This window comes from Gillisia marina (genome assembly GCF_000258765.1).
Classification (GTDB): domain Bacteria; phylum Bacteroidota; class Bacteroidia; order Flavobacteriales; family Flavobacteriaceae; genus Gillisia; species Gillisia marina.
In genome coordinates this window covers 79,835-102,326 of sequence record NZ_AJLT01000006.1, presented here as the reverse complement: position 1 = coordinate 102,326, position 22,492 = coordinate 79,835, and the positions used below count along the sequence as shown (strand labels likewise).

Below are 22,492 nucleotides of genomic sequence, written 5' to 3'. Positions count from 1 at the left end.
AAAAAAAATATAATTCCATCATTAAGGTCTTTTTTACTCAACCTTTAGACTTTAGCTTGTCTTGAGCGAAGTCTAAATGCTCAAGGTGTCAAAATTAATTCAATTCAATAAGCATAGAAGTTTTTCCTTTGATGCTTAAACGATCACTGAAATTAATAGTTGCTTCAGAAATCACATCTTTTCCTGAAACGCTTCCATTTAAACCTTCAGCAAAACGAGCTAGCTCCAATTCCTGGGCTTCAGGATTATTATTGATTACCACCATTACGCGTTCTTCTTCATTATATCTAAAATACACATACACGTTATTGTCCGGTAAATACTGCAGTAATTTTCCGAAATGCAGCACTTCTTTATTTTTTCTATAATTCAATAATTTCTTGGTGAAGGCATGATAATCATTCTGAGTTTTTGTTCTTCCAGCTTCAGTAAATGCAGATTGTGGGTCTCCTTTCCAGCCACCCGGAAAATCTCTACGAATGTCGCCATCTCCTTTTTCAGCTTTATTTCCAACCATCCCAATTTCATCTCCATAATATAACTGCGGGATTCCACGTGTAGTAAGCACCAAAGTCATCGCCAACTTATACTTATTAACATCTCCTTTATATGTATGGTTTATTCTATCTGTGTCATGGTTTCCTGCAAATACCAGAATATTATCTATGTCGGCATATAAAAAATCATTTACAAAATTCTCATACACCTTAATCATTCCTTTGTCCCAACTAGGATTTTCTTCATCAAACACGGTCATTATCGCATCATGCAAGGTAAAATCCATTACAGAAGGTAAGTTGGAATTGTAACTTTGAATCGCTCCTATTGGACTATCTTTTTGCCAGTAAGAGATTTGTGCCTGATCGTGCATCCAAACTTCCCCTACGATATTAAAATTAGGATATTCGTTCATTATAGACTTTGTCCATTTAGCAATTCCTTCCTTGTCGTTGTAAGAATAGGTATCTACCCGAAAGCCATCTAAATCGGCATATTCTATCCACCAAATTGCATTTTGGGTAAGATAATTTAGCACCAATGGATTACGCTGATTAAGATCTGGCATTGAGCTCACAAACCAACCGTCTACACAGTATTTCCAATCTATTTCAGACCGATTCGTATCATATTGCGTGGTCATTCTATAATTAGAATTTGCATATCCCGGAAACTGATGGATCCAGTCGTAGGTTGGCAGATCATTGATCATCCAATGCGTTGCACCCCAATGGTTGGTAACATAATCCATTACCAATTTCATATCCCGCGCGTGCATCTCTGCAGCCAATTTTTTATAATCTTCGTTCGTACCATAACGCGGATCTATATTATACACGTCACTTTGCGCATAGGTATGGTAAGAATAGGTTTTATCGTTATCCTCCAAAAGCGGTGTACTCCAAAGCGCAGTAACTCCAAGATCTTCTAAATAATCTAAATTATCTATTACTCCCTGAAGATCCCCACCATGGCGACCACCTAAATTTGTGCGATCTGCTTTTTCTACCATTTTAGCTGAAGAATCGTTATCCGGATTTCCATTAGCAAAACGATCCGGCATAATTAAATACATGGCGTCACTGGCATCAAAACCTTTCCTGAAGGCAGAACCTTCCCTTCTTTCTTTTAATTCAAAAGGTTTACTGAAAATAGTTTTTCCTTCTTTGCTGAAGTTGAACTCATAAGAACCTGCTGGAAGATCCTTAGTATTAATAGTTACAAAAACATAATTAGAGTTCTCTGTTCGAAGCACATTTTCAATGATCATTTCCTTTGGGGCAGACAATTCATATTGAGCGATATCTTTTCCGTAGAACATGATCTGAAGGCTAGGCTGCTGCATATTGCTCCACCAAAAAGGAGGCTCCATCCTATCTATCTGTGCAGATGTAGAAAGACTAAAAAACACCAAAAAAAGTACTATTAACTGCTTCATTTATATAATTTATATGCCTCAAAAGCTGAGGTTGTGACTAAACTTCTACTGCGCTATTTGGATGAACTTCTATAGATTTCCCTTTCACAAGAATATTGATAGCTGCCGTTCCTTCCAAGTTAAAACAAGTCTTCTCCTTACTAACCTCAACTTTTACTATTTGGTTTCTAAAATTCACTTTAAAAGAATACGCATCCCATTCTTCCGGAATTCTTGGATTAAAAGAAAGCTGATCATTCACAATCCTCATTCCTCCAAATCCTTCTACAATACTCATCCAGGTACCAGCCATACTAGTAATATGGCAACCTTCTTTTACTTCATGGTTATAATCGTCCAGATCTAATCTGGCTGTACGCACATAAAATTCATAAGCTTGTTTCATTCGACCTAATTTTGCTGCCTGAATACTATGAACACATGGAGAAAGTGAAGATTCATGCACCGTTAAAGGCTCGTAAAAATCGAAATGTCTCGCGAGTTCTTTTTCTTCAAATTGATCTTCAAAAAAGTAGAATCCCTGTAAAACATCGGCTTGCTTGATATAACAGGATCTCAGAATTCTGTCCCAACTCCATTTCTGATTGATGGGTCTATGCTTTTTGTCTAGATTTTCAACAGGGATTAATTCCTTATCCAAAAATCCATCTTGCTGAAGGAACACCTCCAAATGATCTGAATACGGGAAATACATATTGTCTGAAACCTCTTTCCATTTCATTAATTCCCCATCAGAAAGATTGGTTAAGCCAAAAATTCTATCGTAATCTTCTGCATGACCATCTTTTACTTTCTTTAGTGTTTCTAAACAATACTCGATACACCATTTTGCCAAGAAATTGGTATACCAGTTATTATTTACGTTATTTTCATATTCGTTAGGGCCTGTAACCCCAAGAATCATAAACTTATTTTTATCGTTGCTAAAAGTTGCTCTTTGTTGCCAAAAACGGGCAACGGCAATCATTACTTCCAGTCCTTTTTCCGGAATATAATCGAAATCTCCCGTGTATCGTACATAATTATAAATGGCAAAAACCATTGCACCATTTCTATGAATTTCTTCAAAAGTGATTTCCCATTCGTTATGGCTTTCTTCCCCATTCATGGTCACCATTGGATACAAAGCAGCACCATTAGTAAAACCTAACTTTTCTGCATTCTCTATCGCCTTATCCAAATGGTTATATCTATAAGAAAGTAAATTCCTTGCTACCTGTTGGTCTTTTGTTGCCATATAAAAAGGAATGCAATAAGCTTCGGTATCCCAATAAGTACTTCCTCCATATTTCTCTCCGGTAAAACCTTTTGGACCAATATTTAATCGCTCATCTTTCCCTGAGTAGGTTTGATTTAGCTGAAAAATATTAAAACGAATTCCTTGCTGCGCTTTTACATCACCGGAAATAGAGATATCTGCCATTTCCCAAGTTTTTTCCCAGGCATCCTTTTGGTCCTGAAGCAATCCTCTGTATCCTATGCTAACAGCGGTAGATACTACATTTTTAGCAGCAGCTATGAGCTCATTCCTATCATGATTCATATCTGTAACATAGCCCGCAAACTTCTGCAAACTCACGACATCTCCTTTTTCTGCTGAAATCTTATAGGAGAATGAAATTTTATCAATCTCTTTTTCTTCCTTATACTCAAGCTCAACTTTTTTACCATTCAGTAAAACTTCAGATTGCATAAAGGTACATGCGTGAAATTCTGTTTTTAAGGTTTTTGAAACAATAAAACCTTGATTTTCCGAAGAACTCACCTCTATGGTTTCCCAGAATTTCTCTTCCCAGTTAGCATCCATATTGGAAATCCCACTATCCAAATAAGGTTGAAAAGTGATTGTCGCATCTCCAGAAATCAATTCTATCTGGTAATCTATCGCTCCCACTTCATCTAGTTCTAAAGACAAAAATCTGGTGGCTTCTACTCTTATTAAAATATTGTTAGGTAAAGTGGCAACAAAACTACGTTGATACCAGCCTTCCTTCATATTAAGTTCTCTGCGATAATCCTCTACTTTAATGCACGTATTTAGGTCTAAAGTTTCGCCGTTCACAAAAATATTGATCCCTATCCAGTTGGGAGCATTTAATACCTTTGCAAAATATTCCGGATAGCCATTTTTCCACCAGCCCACTTTGGTTTTATCCGGGTAATACACCCCGGCGATATAACTCCCCTGAAATGTTTCTCCTGAATATTGTTCTTCAAAATTGGCGCGCTGGCCCATTTTTCCATTTCCTATGCTGAACAAACTTTCTGAAGATTCTACACGATCTTTCTCGAAACCTTCTTCTATGATAGACCAATTGTCTGGTTGTATATAATCTTGATTCATACCTACGTTGTCACTAATTTTTTTTATAAAATCTATTTCAATTTCTTCAAAACTGCTAAAAACATGATCTGCTTCATGCAGTACATCTTTTTCACCAATTCCTATACTCATCATTCCAGCTATATTTGCAGCTTGTACACCTGCAACCGAATCTTCGAATACTAAGCAGTTTTCCTTCGAAACTCCAATTTTTTCAGCAGCGATAAGAAAAACTTCCGGATCTGGTTTGGCGTTACTTACATCATTCCCATCTACAATGGCTTGAAACTTTTCAATCAACCCAGTTTTCTTCAAGATTGGACGTGCATTCTTACTTGCAGAACCCAATGAAATTGGAATATTTTCTTCAGAAAGAAAATCTATAATTCTGGAAACTCCGGGTAAAATATCCTTACTAGTTAGATTAGTGATATGGGACAAATAGTTGTCATTCTTAACCGCCATCTTTTCTGTGAATTCCTCTTTAGATAAGCTTGTATTTCCCCATGCTAAAATTTTCTCAAGAGAGCGCACTCGGCTAACCCCTTTTAGTTCTTCATTTTGAAGCTCTGTAAAATCGAAACCCAAATCGTTAGCCAATTTTTTCCAGGCTAAAAAGTGGAATTTCGCAGTATCTACAATTACTCCATCCAAATCGAATATTACTCCTTTAATTTTGCTCACTAATATTTATTTTTCGTTGTGTTTGAACTCTTAAGGTTAAAATTCCCGCCAAGATCATTGAGAAACCACCTATTAACAAAGCGTATATAGGTTGATTTCCAAAAAATTCTTTTACTAAAAACCCTAAAATTGTGGCTGCCACAATTTGAGGTATTACTATAAAGAAGTTAAAAACCCCCATATAATATCCCATTTTATTGGATGGTAGAGATCCAGATAACATTGCATAGGGTATAGATAAGATACTCGCCCAGGCAATTCCTACTCCAACCATCGCTAACAATAATCCCACTTTATCTGAAAGAAAATAAATGGAGATTAAACCCAGCCCTCCCGCACAAAGTGCCAATAAATGAGTGAATTTGTTACTTGTTCTTTTCGCCAATACAGGTAATAAAAAGGCCACTGCTGCAGCAACTCCATTATATACGGTGAACATCACCGTCACCCAGTCTGCCGCATCATTATATAATTCTGAGGTAGTATCTGAGGTTCCAAATACGTGTCCTGTTACGGCTTGAGTTGTATAGATCCACATAGAAAACAATGCAAACCAAGAGAAAAATTGTACCCATGCCAGTTGTTTCATTGCTCTTGGCATGTTAAGCATGTCTGTAACTATAACGGTAAAACCATTACGAATTTCTTTTTTTCGTAACTGAGAAACTATTGTAAATAGCAGTCCTGTAATTAAAAGTCCTATAAAAAGTATGTATAGTTCCTTGGTTAAATCTTTATAATAGATAATTCCAGAGAATAATGCACCTATTATGGACATCACAAGACCTATAGTAAATTGAGATTCAATATTCTTCTTTTTATCTACAACCTCATTATTTGCAGTCGAAATCGCTTTGTCTGCCTTATCGAAGGCTGCTAATTCTTCAGGAGAGTATTCCTTGGACTTAAAAACTGTCCAGAGAACTGCCAATAAAAACACTGCACCCCCAACATAGAAAGACCACTTTACAGAATCTGGAATAACGCCTTCTGCTGCGGTATTGCTTACTCCAAACCAATTTGTAAACATATATGGCAACAAAGAACCTATTACGGCTCCTATCCCAATAAAGAAACTTTGCATGGAGAAACCTAGGGTTCGTTGTCTTTCGGGAAGATTATCTCCTACAAATGCACGAAATGGTTCCATAGAAATATTTATGGAAGCATCCATAATCCATAAGGTACCTGCGGCTACCCAAAGCGTTGGAGAATTGGGCATAATAAATAAGGCAATTGAAGAAAGAATTGCACCAACTAAGAAATATGGTCGTCTCCTACCTAATTTTGTCCAAGTTCGGTCGCTAAAATAACCAACTATAGGCTGAACAATTAGTCCGGTAACCGGTGCAGCAATCCATAAAATGGGAATATCTTCTACATTTGCGCCTAAGGTTTCAAAAATTCTTGAAGTGTTGGCATTTTGTAAAGCAAATCCAAATTGAATACCCAGGAATCCAAAACTCATGTTCCAGATCTCCCAAAAACTAAGGTTGCGTTTTTGCATATCGTAAGATTAATTTCTACTACGACAAGCACTATGACTCGTCAAAACATATTAACGGAAGTGAAAATATCAGTTTTGACAATTATAATAAGGCTGTAAAGATATATAAATTTTTAAATGCTGAAAGTAAAATTAGCCTTTTGTAGAATTTCGTTCCACCAAACCAGTTTCTATTATAATGGTTTCAAACGGCTCATCCTCTGCATCTTCATTCTCTAATTTCTTAATAAGTAAGCGTGCTGCCTGTGCTCCCATTTCCTCTCCATGTTGATTAATGGTAGTTAAACTAGGGATAAATCGTTTAGACAACTCACCATCTGTAAACCCGATTACCTGAACATCTTCAGGCACTTTTAAGCCTTGTTCCTGAAAAGCTTTTATAGCATAGATCGCGAAATGCTCATTTACAGCGAACACAGCATCCATATGTTTATTATTAAGAAAAGATTGAATCTCAGATTCGCTATGGTCAAAATCTTCCACTTTTAGAATCAAGTTTTCATCAAAAGCAATATTACTCTCATTAAGCGCATCTATGTAGCCTTGCGTTCTAAGTTTACCAACACTCACATAATCTATAGTGGTTATAAGTCCTATTCTTCTACAGCCTTTATCTACAAGATGTTTTACGGCTTTTTTAGCACCTAAGGTATCATCGATAATTATCTTATCGCAATTTATTTCATCGATAACTCTATCAAACATCACGAGTGGCATTCCCTGCTCGATCACTTCAGTTAAATGATGATAATCTCCTTTTTGCTGTGTTTCTTTAGCAACTGAAAGGATAAATCCATCTGTACTACCGTTCGCTAAAATCTCCATATTTATCACTTCCTTATCAAAAGAATTGTTGGAAGTACAAATAATAACATGGTAGCCTTTTTCGTTGGCAACCTGCTCTATACCACTTATCACGGTAGTAAAGTAATGATGGACAATTTCAGGAATAATAACTCCGATGGTCTTGGTTTTTCGATTCTTAAGACTAAGTGCAATATTATTTGGCTTATAATTATACAGTTTAGCAAAGGCCTTTATTTTTTGGCGGGTATCTTCACTAATTTCAGCACTATCACGCAAAGCTTTAGACACTGTAGATATTGAAACATCTAACTCTTTGGCAATTAATTTAAGGGTTAATCTTTTCTTCATAAAATAGTAATCGTAGGGTCTTCGAAGTTTCCTGTAATCTACAACAAAATTTCAAAAATCCGTATAAAGCATTAAAACATAAAAGTTGTCAACACGAAAACGTTTTCGTAGTGGTCATCAGGCAAATACGCAAGAAATTAACATTTAGTTTACATACATTTAGCCTCAGGAAGTGAAAATATACAGTTAAATTTTATTCAAATTAATCGATTTATTTATGAAAAAATTACTTAAAAGTTCGTTGTTTTTGCTGCTAATGCTGCCGATGAGCTTTTTTGCCCAACAAACTGTAAGCGGTACTATTACTGAGAGTACAACCGGCTTACCTATTCCCGGGGCAAACATAATTGTTAAAGGAACAACTAACGGAACTACCACAGATTTTGATGGTAAATACACCATCTCCAATATAGATAATGGAAATGTCCTGGTATTTTCTTTTCTAGGTTTTGTGAGTCAAGAAATACCTTATAATGGTCAAACTTCTTTAGATGTGTTGTTAGATGAAAGTCAGAATGCTTTAGAAGAAGTCTTATTGATTGGGTATGGATCTACTACGCAGCAAGATGCCACCGGTGCAGTAGAAAAGATAGATTCAGAAAAATTTAACCAAGGAGCAGTGATATCTCCAGAACAGCTTATTGCAGGTAAATCTGCCGGAGTACGTATTACGCCAAGTAGTGAGCCAGGTGGTGGTGCTGAAATTAGAATTCGTGGAGGATCTTCTTTATCCGGAAACAATTCTCCTTTGATCGTTGTAGATGGAATTCCATTAGATCAAAGAGGTGTTCAGGGAGTTCGAAATCAGCTAAACGCTATTAACCCTAACGAAATTGAAGACTTTGTAATTCTTAAAGATGCTGCCGCAACTTCTATTTACGGTTCACGTGCATCTAACGGAGTAATTCTTATTACTACTAAAAAAGGAGTTACAAGTACAGATTTTACTGCAGAGTACGATCTTAAAATCTCTGGAGGAGAAATTACAGATAAAATTGATGTGTTGAATGCTGCACAGTTTAGAAATATAATTGAAACTACAGATGGTACTGATGTAAGTTTATTAGGAACTTCTGATACGGATTGGCAAGACCAAATATATAGAAGGCTTATGGAGCGATTCATAATATTACAGTAGGACAAGGTTATGACAATTTTACTTATAGATTGAATTTCAACCATACAGATCAGCAGGGTGTATTGAAAAAGGATTTTTATGAGCGTAATGCGTTGAATTTAACCTTAACTCAGAATTTCCTTGATAACGATCTTAAATTAACATTGAATTCCAAAGGAATTTTAGATGAGAACAGTTTTGCAGATCAAGGTGCTATTGGTGCTGCTGTAGCTTTCGACCCTACTCAGTCGGTATTTGATCCAACAAGTCCTTTTGATGGATTTTTTGAATTTAGAGGTGGTGATACAACAGATGATGAATTTAGACAAGCTACTAGAAATCCATTGGCATTATTACTGCAAAGAGACAACAATGCAAAAAACAAAAGGAATATCTCCAATTTAAATGTAGATTATAGATTCTCTTTTTTACCTGAATTAAGGTTCAATTTAAATGCCGGTTTCGATTATGCTGAATTAAGCGGATACGAAACGAGACCTATTACCTCTGCCGCTAATAACCAATCTGTTCGTTTCGAAAATTTTTATGAGGGAATAAATAGAAACACTTTATTGGATTTTTACTTCAACTATAAAAATGATTTGGATGCTATTGATACTAAGTTAGATCTAACCGCAGGTCATTCTTATCAGGAATTCTTTATTAACAGCAAAAGTAGAACAACTCAAAACAATAGTCTTGTTGCTAATCCTGTTAGTATAAATAGAAACTCTTTAGAATCTTATTTTGCAAGAGCAAGTTTCGATATTTCCAATAGATATTTAATTTCTGCAAGTTACCGTAGAGATGGTTCTTCAAGATTTTCTGAAGATAATAGATGGAGTAGTTTTCCATCGGTATCTATAGGTTGGAAGATCATGAACGAATCCTTCATGGAAAACAGTAACGTATTCAGCAATTTAAAATTAAGAGCTGGGTATGGTATTACAGGAAACCAAGAGATTGGTCCTAACTATGGCTATTTAGGAATTTATACTCCTAGCCAGAGGGGTGCAAACGTTCAATTTGGGAATACTTTCGTAAATACATTAAGACCTGAAGAATTTGATGAAAACCTAAAATGGGAAGAATTAAAAACTACCAACGTAGGATTAGATTTTGGTATCTTCAACAATAGATTTTCTGGGAGCGTAGATGCTTATTATAGAGAAACAAAAGATCTTTTGGCTACTGTACCAGTGCCGGCAGGTGCGAATCTTTCAGATTTGCTAACCACCAATGTGGGTGAAACAGTAAGCCGTGGTATTGAAGTTGGTTTAGATGCTGCTATAATCCAAAGAGAAGATTTTAACTGGAATGTTAATTATAATATTTCTTTCCAAGATCTCGAAATAACCGCGCTATCTTTAGGAAATGATCCTAATTTCTTTATTCCTCAAGGAGGTATAGGTGGTGGTGTTGGTAACAACATTCAAATTTGGAAAGAAGGTTTCGATCCTACAACATTCTTTGTATATCGCCAAGTTTACAATAATGAAGGACAACCAATAGAAGGGGCTTATGTAGATGTAAATGGAGACAATCAAATTACAGAAGCAGATCGTCAAGCTTATAAAAAAGCGACTCCAGATTATTTCATGGGCTTAACAAATACTATTAACTATAAGAATTTGGATTTCAGTTTTACTTTTAGAGGTAATTTTGGAAACTACGTATATAACAATACCCAGTCTGGAAATGGATTTGTTGGTGCAGGAACTGTTACTCCGCAAGCATATTATGCCAATTTAAATGCAAATGTGCTTGAATCTAATTTTGAAGCGGCGCAACTGTTCTCAGATTATTATATAAGAAGTGCAGATTTTGTAAGATTAGACAATGTTTCCCTAGGATATTTATTCCCAGGAGATGTAGTAGATGTACGAGCAAGCCTTACAGGTACAAACTTATTTGTAATTACAGATTACGAAGGTTTAGATCCTGAAATTGGAAACGGAATAGATAACAACTTTTACCCTAGAACAAGAAATGTGGTATTAGGACTTAATCTTTCTTTCTAAAAAATAAAAAAACAAATAGCTATTATTATGTATAGAAATTTTAAACCAGTCATGATCCTTTTTTTGAGCACAATATTATTGTGGTCTTGCCAGGACGACTTAGAACTAAAACCTGAGGATAACCGGGAAACCTCTGCAACGGTTTTTGATAATCCGGATTCTTATAGAGAATTTACCGCAAAATTATATGCAGGACTTTCATTGAGTGGACAACAAGGCCCTTCTGGAAATGCCGATCTTCAAGGTTTAGATGAAGGATTCTCAAATTACATGAGACTTTTCTTTAAACTTCAAGAGCTTACTACAGATGAAGCTGTTATTGGCTGGAATGATGGTACAATTAAAGATCTTCACTCTCAAACCTGGACTTCAGGAAATGAGTTTATTAGAACCATGTACAGCAGATTATTATATCAAATAGCATTAACAAACGAATTTTTACGTCAGACTACTGATGCTAAGTTAGATGGTCGTGGAGTTAGTGGAGATTTAAAATCTGAAATTGCTGAATATAGAGCAGAAGCAAGATTTTTAAGAGCTCTAAGCTATTATCATGCAATGGATCTTTTCGGGAATCCACCATTTGTTACAGAAGAAGATCCTATTGGAGCTTTCTTGCCACCACAAATTAAAAGAGCAGATCTTTTTAGTTATATAGAAGGAGAACTTTTGGCTATTGAAAGTACTATTGTACCTGCCAGACAAAACGAATATGGAAGAGCAGACCAGGCCGCGGTTTGGATGTTACTATCTAAATTGTACCTAAATGCTGAAGTGTATACAGGACAAGGTCGATATACAGATGTTATTACTTATACTACTAAAGTAATTCAAGCCGGATATTCTATTCCGGATGTACCTTATCAGTATTTATTTTTAGCAGATAACGATACCAATGGTGCACAAGAGGAGGTGATTTTTCCTATAACATTTGACGGGTTAAATACACAAGCCTATGGTGGAATGACATTTATGATACATGCTTCTATTGGAGGTTCTATGGATCCTGCCGACTTTGGAGTAAGTAGTGGATGGGCCGGATTAAGAACCACACAGCAATTTGTAGATCTTTTCCCGGGCGGAGCAGAATCTGAAGATAAAAGAGCCATCTTTTATACAGATGGTCAGAAAAAAGAGATCGATAATATTTCTGTTTTTACAGACGGGTATGCAGTAGCAAAATTTAAAAATGTAGATATTAATGGAGAACAAGGAAGTGACTCTACGGGGGAATTTCCAGATACAGATTTCCCAATGTTTAGACTTGCAGATGCTTATCTTATGTATGCTGAAGCTGTACTAAGAGGTGGTGGCGGAAGCACAGGACAAGCCGTAACTTATATTAATGAGCTTAAAGAAAGAGCTTATGGAGATTCTAGCGGGAACATCACTGCTTCAGATCTTACTTTAGATTTTATAATAAATGAAAGAGGTAGAGAATTATATTGGGAAGCTCAAAGAAGAACAGACCTTATAAGATTCAATCTATTTACAGAAAATGGAGTATGGGCATTTAAAGGTGGTGTTCCTCAAGGAACTACAACAGCTTCTTTTAGAAATATAATGCCAATACCTGCTTCAGATCTAGTGTAAACACCAACTTAACCCAAAATCCAGGATACTAATTTTAAAAAATTGAAAATGAAAAAAATATTAATATTATTATTTGCTTTTGTATCTCTTCTAGGATTGAATTCCTGTTCTAGTGACGACGATGTAGTTTTTATTGCCCAGCCTGATGTTGAAGGTATTAATTTCATTAATTCTTTTAATGACACTTATGTACTTACTTCAGCTACTTCTGGAAATATCGCAGAAAGATTTGTTTGGAATACTGTAGATTTCGACGTTCCAACAAATATCACTTATGAGCTTCAAGCATCAACGAGTTCAGATTTTTCTAGTTTCGATGTTATAGGAAGTACCAGTGAAAACAATTTAGCTATTAAAGTAAGCCAGTTAATTACACTTGCTACAGATGCAGGGTTGGATAACGATGCTGAAACGGAGGCTCCAAATACAGGACAGGTTTATTTTAGAATAAAAGCTTTCGCCGGAAATGATGGAGGAAACGCTTTAAATACTTCTTCTGAAGTTAAATCTATTACAGTAGTAATGCCGGAAGCAGCTGTAGAAGAAGGACCTAGCTTTAAAGAATTATATCTTGTTGGAGATGCTACTGCCGCAGGTTGGAATAATGATAACAACAATACACCTTTATTCAGAGATTCTGAAAATGAAAACCAATATTACTTTACAGGATATTTTGGTGCAGGTGCATTCAAATTGTTAGATATGAAAGGTGCATGGCAACCACAATGGGGAATTAAAGACGGAAGCCTAACTAATAGTGAATTATTAGGTGAAGATCCAGATGCGTTCCCGGTAGCTACAGCAGGATACTATACATTCACAATAAATACTGAAGATCTTACGTACACTTTTGAAGCCTATGATGCAAGTGCCGCGACTACTTATGATGTTATAGGTATTGTAGGAGCTGGAACATCTGTTGGATGGCCTAATGATGATAATCCTACGCCAGATATTAAAATGACTAATTCAGATTTCGATAAGCATATTTGGCAAGCTAATGATGTTGTACTTACAGATGGTGCAGCAAAATTTAGAGCTAATTTAGCTTGGGATGTAAACTGGGGTGGCGGAGAAAACTTCCCTAGTGGACAAGCAACTGGTGATGACATCATGGTTCAAGCAGGAACCTATACAGTTTGGTTTAATGATATTACCTCTCGTTATACCTTTATTCCGGTTGTAGTAGCTGAGTAATTTCAGAATACAATAATATTAAAGCTGTCTAAAGATAAAGGCTTAACCTAATTCTAATTTTTAGAAGTTAAGTTAAATCCAAATGATCCTTAGACAGCTTTATTCATTTAAAAAATCACATATGATTAAAAAAATAATATTTGGTGCTGCGGTTTCAATGCTTGTAATGGGAACTTCCTGTTCTTCTGATAGCAATCCTGTAGATCCAACAGATGATGTAATTGGAGGAGGTGGAACACCAGAACCCGTTACTCCCCAAGCATTAGATTTATCCAATTACGATAATGGCTCTGGAGTAATGATGCAGACTTTCTATTGGGATGTAGAGCCTAGACATGAATGGTGGAAAATCCTTAACGAAAAAGTTGCGGGATGGGCAGATGCCGGTGTAGATAGAATTTGGCTACCCGTGGTTTCTAAAGGACAATCAGGCGGTTATTCTATGGGCTACGATCCTTCAGATTATTTCGATTTTGGGGAATATTTCCAACATGGAACTACTCCTACTAGATTTGGAACTCGTACGGAATTAGAAACTTTAATAGCTAGTGCGCATAGCGTAAATTTAGAAGTAATTGCAGATATCGTGTTAAATCATAATTCCGGAGGGGGTGAAGAATTCAATCCTTTCAGAAATAAAAACACCTATACCCTATTTGATGAAACCCATGGGAATGCTTCTGGAATGTTCAATAGAAGCTATAAAGATTACCATCCTAACGATATTCATGAGCGAGATGCCGGAGATCTATTTTTCTCGGAACAAGATGTGTGTCACGATCAAGAGCGAGTACAAGAATGGTTTTGGAAAAAAGAAAATTCTGTAGCCAAATATTACAAAAATGTAATGGGCTTTGATGGTTGGAGATTCGATTATGTAAAAGGTTTTGAACCTTGGGTAGTTAAAGCTTGGATAGAGGAAGTTGGTGGTTTTTCTGTTGGTGAGAATTTCGATGGGAATAGTGCTGTGCTCGAAAGATGGGTAGACGCAACTGGCTCCAATGCTTTTGATTTTGCATGTTTTTATAAAATGGAGGAAGCTTTTGACAGGCACAAAGATCTATCATATCTAGGAAAAGATATGTTACGTAAAACCTACCCAGATAAAGCAGTGACTTTTGTGGCAAATCATGACACCGAAAAAGATGATAATGAGGACAACCGTATAGCCGAATCTAATAAAATGAAAGCATATGCTTATATTTTAACGCATGATGGGTATCCTACGATTTTCTACTCAGATTATGAAAATGCCGATTTCCAAGATGAAATTAAAAATATGATCTTACTACATAACACCTTGGCAACAGGCCCAGTGGAGGTGCTTTTTAATGATAATGATGAGTACATCATGAAACGTGCAGGAAATACAAACAATCCAGGTTTAATACTATATATAAACACAAGTGGTAATAATAAGCGAAGAGAAATAGTGACTAATTGGACCTCCAAAAAGTTGAAGGATTATGGAAATAATTCCTCTTATTCTCCTACAACAGGTGCAGACGGAGTGGTATCTCTTGAAGCTCCTGCCAATTCGTATAGCATTTACTCAATTATGGAATAATTTAATTTCTGGTAGAATTCTAAAAGTCGGCTTCCCTACAAAGCCGACTTTTTTATTTCCGTTAGGCCACTAAAGCATTCTATTAATAGTGGCATTTATGGTGTATTCTGCATTTTATCCATATTTTTGCAGCTATGGGATTAACAAACAACGATATATTCAAGAAATTACGTGTTGCACTGAAATTACGCGACGACGATATAGTACAAATTTGCGCGCTGGTAGATTTTAAAGTTACCAAAAGTGAGCTTGGGGCGATCTTTAGAAACGAAGATCACCCAAAATATGTAGAATGTGGAGATCAATTTCTACGAAACTTTTTGAATGGATTGGTTATACACATGCGTGGACCAATGCCTCCTAAGAAGAAAGAAAATAAATAATAAAACTATCTTACTATAAATACCTCCTACCCAATTAAAGAAAAGATCTTTCTCAAAAGATCAGATTTCATCATTAAACACTAAGTAGCATTCATTATCTCCGCAACAAAGGATTCATGAACTCTATAGTGATTTTGATCCAAATGAAATTATGTTGAACAGTTCTTTCGCATCTAATTCGGCCTTCCTTTTCGAAATATTCTTCAGAATTTAATAGCGATGCTCATAGAGCAAGCCTAATATTTTTGAATTAAGGAGATATTTCGCAACATCTATCCTTAACTGAATGTCTCAAAAGAAGAGAGGAATCCCCTCTTCAAAAAATACTGATAAAACTATCATCCCTTAGTCATAAAAGGCCATAATTTATTGGTTGTACTCATTGTACTTTTCCCGGAGAAGATCGCAATGGGAAATGGAATAACTACCCAAAAACAGAAAAAGGATTGCGTTTATTAAAACTTTAACGTTTCAATGATTTCATCGATAAAATGCACTATTTTATCGATGAATAACTTCTCACTATTCCTTCCTAACTCCCACTCAGCCTGATAAAAATCAATTTTTAAATTTAATACAATAAATATTTAACATAAATAAGAATAATTCGTTCAAACAACTTTAAACTTAGATACAATGTTAATTTTAATAGATGAGTTTGATAATTCAATAAAATATAATTAAGTTTATAAGAACCAATCATAATTTGAGTTAATAATTCACGTACCCTACGGCGTTTATTATAAACCATTGAATATTAGCATTTTGCTATTATTAACTTAAAATTTAGCTTATGGTTCCAGAACTACACCTACCCAAACCTACGTCTCGTGTTTATTTTTTTACTTTTATTATTATACTTTTTAGCAGTTTTTCTGTATTTTCTCAGAGTAGGAATTTAGCTACAAATATTATTACAGAAATTAATGTAGAAAACTCTCTAAATGCAACCCTAGATGACACCAATTTTGCTACACTAACCTCTAACTCAGGATTGGTATTGGGTGCATCTGCAGAATCAGCCATTTTAGAATTGGAGTTCGCTGATTTATTAGAAGCTAGGACTACATCTTTTGTTCAGCTAGATTTTCAGCATGACATTCTAAATTTACTAACTCAGGGATCCTTAGGTAATATCCTGGCAGATCTTACGGGAAGTATTGTTTTCGGCAATCATTATTTCAACATCATAGGAAAAAATAATTCGTCTATAGTTTATAGCGCTTCAACCCAAAAATTTACACATAATGATAATTTCAAAATTGTAATCGATTCCGATAATAATTATTATGCCGCTTTTAAACCTGATGCTTCTTATAATAGAATTCAAATCGAAGATCATACCTCAGCTATTTTAGGACTCAATGTAGAAAAATCCATGAATGTGTATAAAGCATTTTATGGAACTGCTAATTCCACTAATTGTTACTCCCCTAGATTTACATCTAGTAATGCCAATGGCATATCTTTAGACGTTCTAAACCTAGGGGGCGCAGGCGTTAGTAATCCTTCACTAGCGATCGATCAAGATTTGTCTACTTTTTCAGAACTAAGTCATGGAACTTTAGGTGTTGCCTCTAGTATCTCACAACTATTTTATTTAGAAAATGAGGCCTTAAATACAGATAAGATAGAGCTATCATTTAAAATGGATGGAGCTCTAGTGGGTGCGGAATTATTTGATAAGATTGAGCTAATTGCTTATTACAATAATTCTCCTGTTTTTTCAGCAAAAACAACAAATTTACTTACTGCTGAGCTTTTAACAGAATTGCAAAAGGGAGAGGTAGTAACAATTACTTTTAATCCGAAAGTAGTATTTGATAAGATGGAAATTAAACTATCAGCTCTGGCAGATATAGGGTTGGAGCAATCTTTTGATATTCATGAAATACAAATAATAACCGCAGTTTGTGAGGCACAAAAAGATAATGACAACGATGGACTAACAAATGGAGAAGAAGCAACTTTGGGAACCGATCCAAACAATCCTGATACCGATGGTGATGGGATTAATGATGGAGACGAAGTAGCCAATGAAACAGATCCTTTAAACTCTTGCGATCCAGATAATACTCGAGATGAATGCGATGCAGATAACGACGGACTAACAAATGCCGAAGAGGCAACTTTAAGTACAGATCCAAACAATCCTGATACAGACAGTGATGGGATTAATGATGGAGATGAAGTAGCTAATGGAACAGATCCGCTAAATTCTTGTGATCCAGATAATACTCGGGATGAATGTGATGCAGACAATGACGGGCTAACAAATGCTGAAGAGGCCACTTTAGGAACCGATGCAAATAATCCTGATACAGACGGTGATGGGATTAATGATGGAGATGAAGAAGCTAACGAAACAGATCCGCTAAATCCTTGTGATCCGGATAATACTCGTGACGAATGTGATGCCGATAACGACGGACTAACAAATGCCGAAGAAGCGACTTTAGGAACCGATGCAAATAATCCTGATACCGATGGGGATGGAATTAATGATGGAGATGAAGTAGCTAACGAAACAGATCCGCTAAATCCTTGTGATCCGGATAATACTCGAGATGAATGTGATGCAGATAATGACGGACTAACAAATGCCGAAGAAGCAACTTTAAGTACAGATCCAAACAATCCTGATACAGACAGTGATGGGATTAATGATGGAGATGAAGTAGCTAATGGAACAGATCCTTTAAACTCTTGCGATCCAGATAATACTCGAGATGAATGCGATCCAGACAATGACGGGCTAACAAATGCTGAAGAGGCCACTTTAAGTACAGATCCAAACAATCCTGATACAGATAGTGATGGGATTAATGATGGAGATGAAGTAGCTAATGGAACAGATCCTTTAAACTCTTGTGATCCCAATAATACCGGAGACGAATGTGATGCCGATAATGACGGACTAACAAATGCCGAAGAAGCCACTTTAGGCACCGATCCGAACAATCCTGATACAGATGATGACGGAATTAATGATGGAGATGAAGTAGCTAACGAAACATATCCGTTAAATTCTTGTGATCCGGATAATACTCGAGATGAATGCGATGCCGATAATGACGGACTAACAAATGCCGAAGAAACAACTTTAGGTACAGATCCAAACAATCCTGATACAGATGGGGACGGAATTGATGATGGAGATGAAGTAGCTAATGAGACAGATCCGCTAAATCCTTGTGATCCGGATAATTCTGGAGCAAATTGTAACACTGATGCTGATAATGACGGGCTTACCAATGCAGAAGAAGAAACTTTAGGTACAGATCCAAACAATGCTGATACTGATGGGGATGGAATTAATGATGGAGATGAAGTCAACAATGAAACAGATCCGTTAAATTCTTGTGATCCAGATGACTCCGGAGCAGATTGCAACACTGATTCTGATAATGACGGTTTAACTGATGCGGAAGAAGCAACTTTAGGCACCGACCCAAACAATGCTGATACTGATGGTGACGGAATTAATGATGGAGACGAAGTCGACAACGAAACAGATCCTTTAAACTCTTGTGACCCTGATAATTCTGGAGCAGATTGTAACATCGATTCTGATGATGACGGGCTTACCGATGCAGAAGAAAATACGCTAGGTACAGATCCAAACAATGCTGATACCGACGCTGATGGAATTAATGACGGAGATGAAGTCAACAACGGAACTGATCCTCTAAATTCTTGTGATCCGGATAATACTGGAGATGAATGCGATGCAGATAATGACGGACTCACAAATGCTGAGGAAGAAAGCCTAGGTACTAATCCAGATAATTCCGATAGTGATAACGATGGAATAGATGATGGCGAAGAGTTTAATAACGGAACCAATCCTCTCAACCCTTGTGATCCAAATAATGATGGAAGTGATTGCAATAATGATAATGACAATGATGGTTTGGATAACGAATCAGAAGAAGAACTAGGAACAGATCCTGATAATGCCGATTCTGATAACGATGGTATAAATGATGGAGATGAGGTAAACAATGGAACAGATCCATTAAATGCGTGCGATCCAAATTCCGCAAATGAAAATTGTTCAGAAAGAGCAACCGTGGCTGTTGAAATAACAGCAGACAATCCAACTCCTACTATTGATGGAGAAGTTGAATTTACAATCACCTTCATTAATAAAGGATCAGCTTCTGTTAGCAACGTTACTGTAATGCAAGAATTGAATACAGGATTCGAGTTAATTGATGCGTACAGTAATATTGGAATTTATAACAGGAATACTAATAACTGGGATTTAGAATTTGTAGACGCAAATTCATCTGCAGAACTACTAGTTCGGGCTAAAGTTCTTAATCAAGGAATCTATAGCAACACAGTTTTAATAAATCAAGTAACCCCTATAGATATAACTCCGGGAGACAATTCTGCATCTATATTATTATTTCCTAATTGCATGACAATCTTCAATCAATTTTCCCCGAACAAAGATGGGATGAATGAAACCTTCATGATAGATTGTATTGAGAAATATCCAAATAATTACTTGCAAATATTCAACCGGGATGGTAATAGAGTTTTCGAAAAGAAGAGTTACAAAAATGGCTGGGATGGTTCAGCGGAAGGAGACTTATCTATAGGTTCTCAGAAAAAAGTGCCAAATGGAACTTACTTCTTCGTGCTAGACTTAGGGAATGGTTCCCCACAAATCAAAGGATGGATTCAAATAATAAGATAATTATGAAAAAGATATATATACAAATATGCCTAAGTATTGGGATTGTTCTTTTTACCCTAAATGGATATGCCCAGATAGAACCTAAATTCACCCATTACTTCTTTAATTTGCAGAACATTAACCCTGCAGCAACAAGTACATTGGAGACTACCACTCTAACCGGAATTATTCGCTCTCAATGGCAGGGAATTGAGGGAGCACCGGAGTCTCAATTGTTATCCTTAGGATTCCCATTGAATAATAATAAAATGGGAATAGGAATAAACATTGTAAATGACATTATCGGACCAAGTTCGTATAGGTCTTTTGAAGGAAACTACTCCTACTCTATTCGGTTATCCGAAAATAGTTCTTTAGCATTAGGAATTAATCTTGGTGCCACCTTATTAGACGTAGATTTCACAAAGGGAAATTTTGAAAATCCCGGGGATGCAGCAAGAAGCAATGTAAACAATAGGACCTATTTTAAATCTGGAGCAGGATTAATCTACCATACAGAGAACTGGTATCTAGGTTTAGCAGTACCTAATTTTTTTAAACAAGATTTTTATGATGAAGAAATTGGTAACGTAATCGCAGATAAATTTCAATATAACTTACATTCAAGCTACCTGCTATATATAAATTCTAGACTAGATTTTGTTCCTAGCGTCTTAGCAACGATAGTTAATGGAAACCCGATCACGCTAAACACTAATGCAAATTTCATGTATAACAACAAATTTAATTTTGGTGTTGGTTATAGGTATAATGAAGCATTAAACGCATCTATAGGTTTCAATTTTTTATCTCATTTTCATGTAGGATACTCTTACGATCTAAGTTTAGAAGACTTTGGAAGATACAATGATGGTTCTCACGAAATTATTCTTAAGTACAAGTTTGATATAAAACCCGGAAGACCCGATGTTTTGAATATTTTTTAATACCCTATGATTAACCCTACCCTAACGAAAAAGGTCCCAAGAATTTTCTTGAGACCTTTTTTACTAAAGTTTTGAAAAGTTTAAGCTAAAACCGCCTGAACTTTATCTGCAGCTTCTTGGAATTCTACAGCACTCTGTACATCCAATCCGCTATTATCTATCAATTCTTTCGCTATATCTGCATTGGTTCCTTGTAAACGAACAATGATAGGAATTTTAATGTTCCCCATATTCTTGTAAGCGTCTACAACTCCCTGAGCCACACGATCACATCTTACAATACCACCAAAGATATTAATAAGGATCGCTTTTACATTATCATCCTTTAAGATAAGTCTGAATGCTTCTTCTACTCTTTTTGCATCTGCAGTTCCACCAACATCCAAGAAGTTAGCCGGCTCTCCACCTGCTTGCTTAATAAGATCCATAGTTGCCATTGCAAGTCCGGCACCATTCACCATACATCCAACGTTTCCGTCCAGATCTACATAGTTAAGTCCAACCTTTCTTGCTTCAACTTCAACCGGATTTTCCTCACGGATGTCACGCATTTCTGCATAATCCTTATGTCTATATAATGCGTTATCATCTAAAGTTACTTTAGCATCTACCGCCATTATCTTATTATCACTCGTTTTAAGAACAGGATTGATCTCAAATAAAGCTGAATCAGATTCTACGTAGCAGTATAAAGAGCCATAACGAATTTCGTCATTTCCTTAAATCCTACTCCGCTTAAACCTAAGTTAAAAGCAATTCTTCTAGCCTGAAAACCTTGTAATCCAACTGAAGGATCTATTTCTTCAGTAAAAATTAAATGTGGAGTTTCCTCTGCAACAGTTTCTATATCCATTCCACCTTCTGTAGAATACATGATCATGTTACGTCCAGTAGTTCTATTTAAAAGCACAGACATGTAATACTCTTCCGGCTCATTTTCTCCAGGATAATAAACATCCTCTGTAACTAATACTTGGTGAACTTTTTTACCTTCAGCAGAAGTTTGAGGCGTAACCAGGTTCATCCCGATTATTTGTCCTGCAATTTCTTCAACCTCTTTAAGGTTCTTAGCAAGTTTTACTCCACCACCTTTTCCACGTCCTCCGGCATGCACCTGAGCTTTAATTACGTGCCATCCGGTTCCGGTTAACTCGGTAAGTTCTTTTGCAGCATCTACTGCTTCTTTTGCATTATGAGCAACAATACCACGCTGTATGCGTACGCCAAAGCTGTTCAAAATTTCTTTTCCTTGATATTCGTGTATGTTCATAATCTGCTTTTCTTCAGTATTAATTACGGAACGCAAAAGTAACAAATGTAATAGGATGTACCAATATTTTTTGAAATTATAAACGTTAAGGAAAAATGTCATCCT

The 22,492-nt window shown here is 36.1% G+C and carries 12 protein-coding genes and 2 pseudogenes; 8 read left to right on the top strand and 6 right to left on the bottom strand.

All coding sequences use genetic code 11. The annotated features are described in order from the left end of the window. Positions 1 to 94 precede the first annotated feature (94 nt). The 5 genes and pseudogenes from ON07_RS02265 to ON07_RS02250 all read right to left on the bottom strand — a co-directional run bounded on the left by ON07_RS02265 (position 95) and on the right by ON07_RS02250 (position 7,605). On the bottom strand, positions 95 to 1,936 hold the full coding sequence (locus tag ON07_RS02265; RefSeq protein WP_010227850.1) for a glycoside hydrolase family 13 protein: 1,842 nt from the start codon (positions 1,934 to 1,936) through the stop codon (positions 95 to 97). Between the two features lie 37 nt (positions 1,937 to 1,973). Continuing rightward, the gene (locus ON07_RS02260; protein WP_010227849.1) at positions 1,974 to 4,280 is read right to left on the bottom strand and encodes a glycoside hydrolase family 65 protein; all 2,307 of its coding nucleotides are present in this window, start codon (positions 4,278 to 4,280) and stop codon (positions 1,974 to 1,976) included. Positions 4,281 to 4,388: 108 nt separating this feature from the next. Further along, positions 4,389 to 4,943 (bottom strand): annotated as a pseudogene (gene pgmB, locus ON07_RS16735) (beta-phosphoglucomutase); the annotation flags it as partial. Next, on the bottom strand, positions 4,930 to 6,450 hold the full coding sequence (locus ON07_RS02255) for an MFS transporter (RefSeq protein WP_010227848.1): 1,521 nt from the start codon (positions 6,448 to 6,450) through the stop codon (positions 4,930 to 4,932). The gene ON07_RS02255 and the pseudogene pgmB, both read right to left, overlap by 14 nt. A gap of 132 nt (positions 6,451 to 6,582) precedes the next feature. Then, positions 6,583 to 7,605, bottom strand: a complete 1,023-nt coding sequence (locus ON07_RS02250; RefSeq protein ID WP_010227847.1) for a LacI family DNA-binding transcriptional regulator — start codon at positions 7,603 to 7,605, stop codon at positions 6,583 to 6,585. A gap of 217 nt (positions 7,606 to 7,822) precedes the next feature. Between ON07_RS02250 and ON07_RS16885 the strand changes: the two genes are divergently transcribed. The 8 genes from ON07_RS16885 to ON07_RS02215 all read left to right on the top strand — a co-directional run bounded on the left by ON07_RS16885 (position 7,823) and on the right by ON07_RS02215 (position 21,117). Next, complete coding sequence (locus ON07_RS16885; RefSeq protein ID WP_010227846.1) at positions 7,823 to 8,743, top strand: carboxypeptidase-like regulatory domain-containing protein; 921 nt, start codon at positions 7,823 to 7,825, stop codon at positions 8,741 to 8,743. Positions 8,744 to 8,772: 29 nt separating this feature from the next. Then, positions 8,773 to 10,743, top strand: coding sequence for a SusC/RagA family TonB-linked outer membrane protein (locus ON07_RS14240; RefSeq protein WP_010227845.1), 1,971 nt, complete (start codon positions 8,773 to 8,775; stop codon positions 10,741 to 10,743). A 63-nt stretch (positions 10,744 to 10,806) separates the two neighbouring features. Next, entirely contained in the window at positions 10,807 to 12,336 is a 1,530-nt protein-coding gene (locus tag ON07_RS14235) for a RagB/SusD family nutrient uptake outer membrane protein (RefSeq protein WP_237708833.1), read from the top strand. A 48-nt stretch (positions 12,337 to 12,384) separates the two neighbouring features. Further along, on the top strand, positions 12,385 to 13,533 hold the full coding sequence (locus ON07_RS02235; RefSeq protein ID WP_010227840.1) for a SusF/SusE family outer membrane protein: 1,149 nt from the start codon (positions 12,385 to 12,387) through the stop codon (positions 13,531 to 13,533). 121 nt (positions 13,534 to 13,654) lie between these two features. Then, positions 13,655 to 15,100, top strand: a complete 1,446-nt coding sequence (locus ON07_RS02230) for an alpha-amylase (protein WP_010227838.1) — start codon at positions 13,655 to 13,657, stop codon at positions 15,098 to 15,100. 134 nt (positions 15,101 to 15,234) lie between these two features. Beyond that, positions 15,235 to 15,483, top strand: coding sequence for a DUF1456 family protein (locus ON07_RS02225; RefSeq protein ID WP_010227836.1), 249 nt, complete (start codon positions 15,235 to 15,237; stop codon positions 15,481 to 15,483). A gap of 793 nt (positions 15,484 to 16,276) precedes the next feature. After that, positions 16,277 to 20,191 (top strand): T9SS type B sorting domain-containing protein, encoded by a 3,915-nt coding sequence (locus tag ON07_RS15800; protein WP_010227835.1) that lies wholly within the window; start codon positions 16,277 to 16,279, stop codon positions 20,189 to 20,191. Positions 20,192 to 20,193: 2 nt separating this feature from the next. Beyond that, on the top strand, positions 20,194 to 21,117 hold the full coding sequence (locus ON07_RS02215; RefSeq protein WP_237708832.1) for a PorP/SprF family type IX secretion system membrane protein: 924 nt from the start codon (positions 20,194 to 20,196) through the stop codon (positions 21,115 to 21,117). A gap of 80 nt (positions 21,118 to 21,197) precedes the next feature. Here ON07_RS02215 and sucC read toward each other — a convergent pair. Further along, positions 21,198 to 22,387: pseudogene (gene sucC / locus ON07_RS14230) on the bottom strand (ADP-forming succinate--CoA ligase subunit beta). Positions 22,388 to 22,492 lie beyond the last annotated feature (105 nt).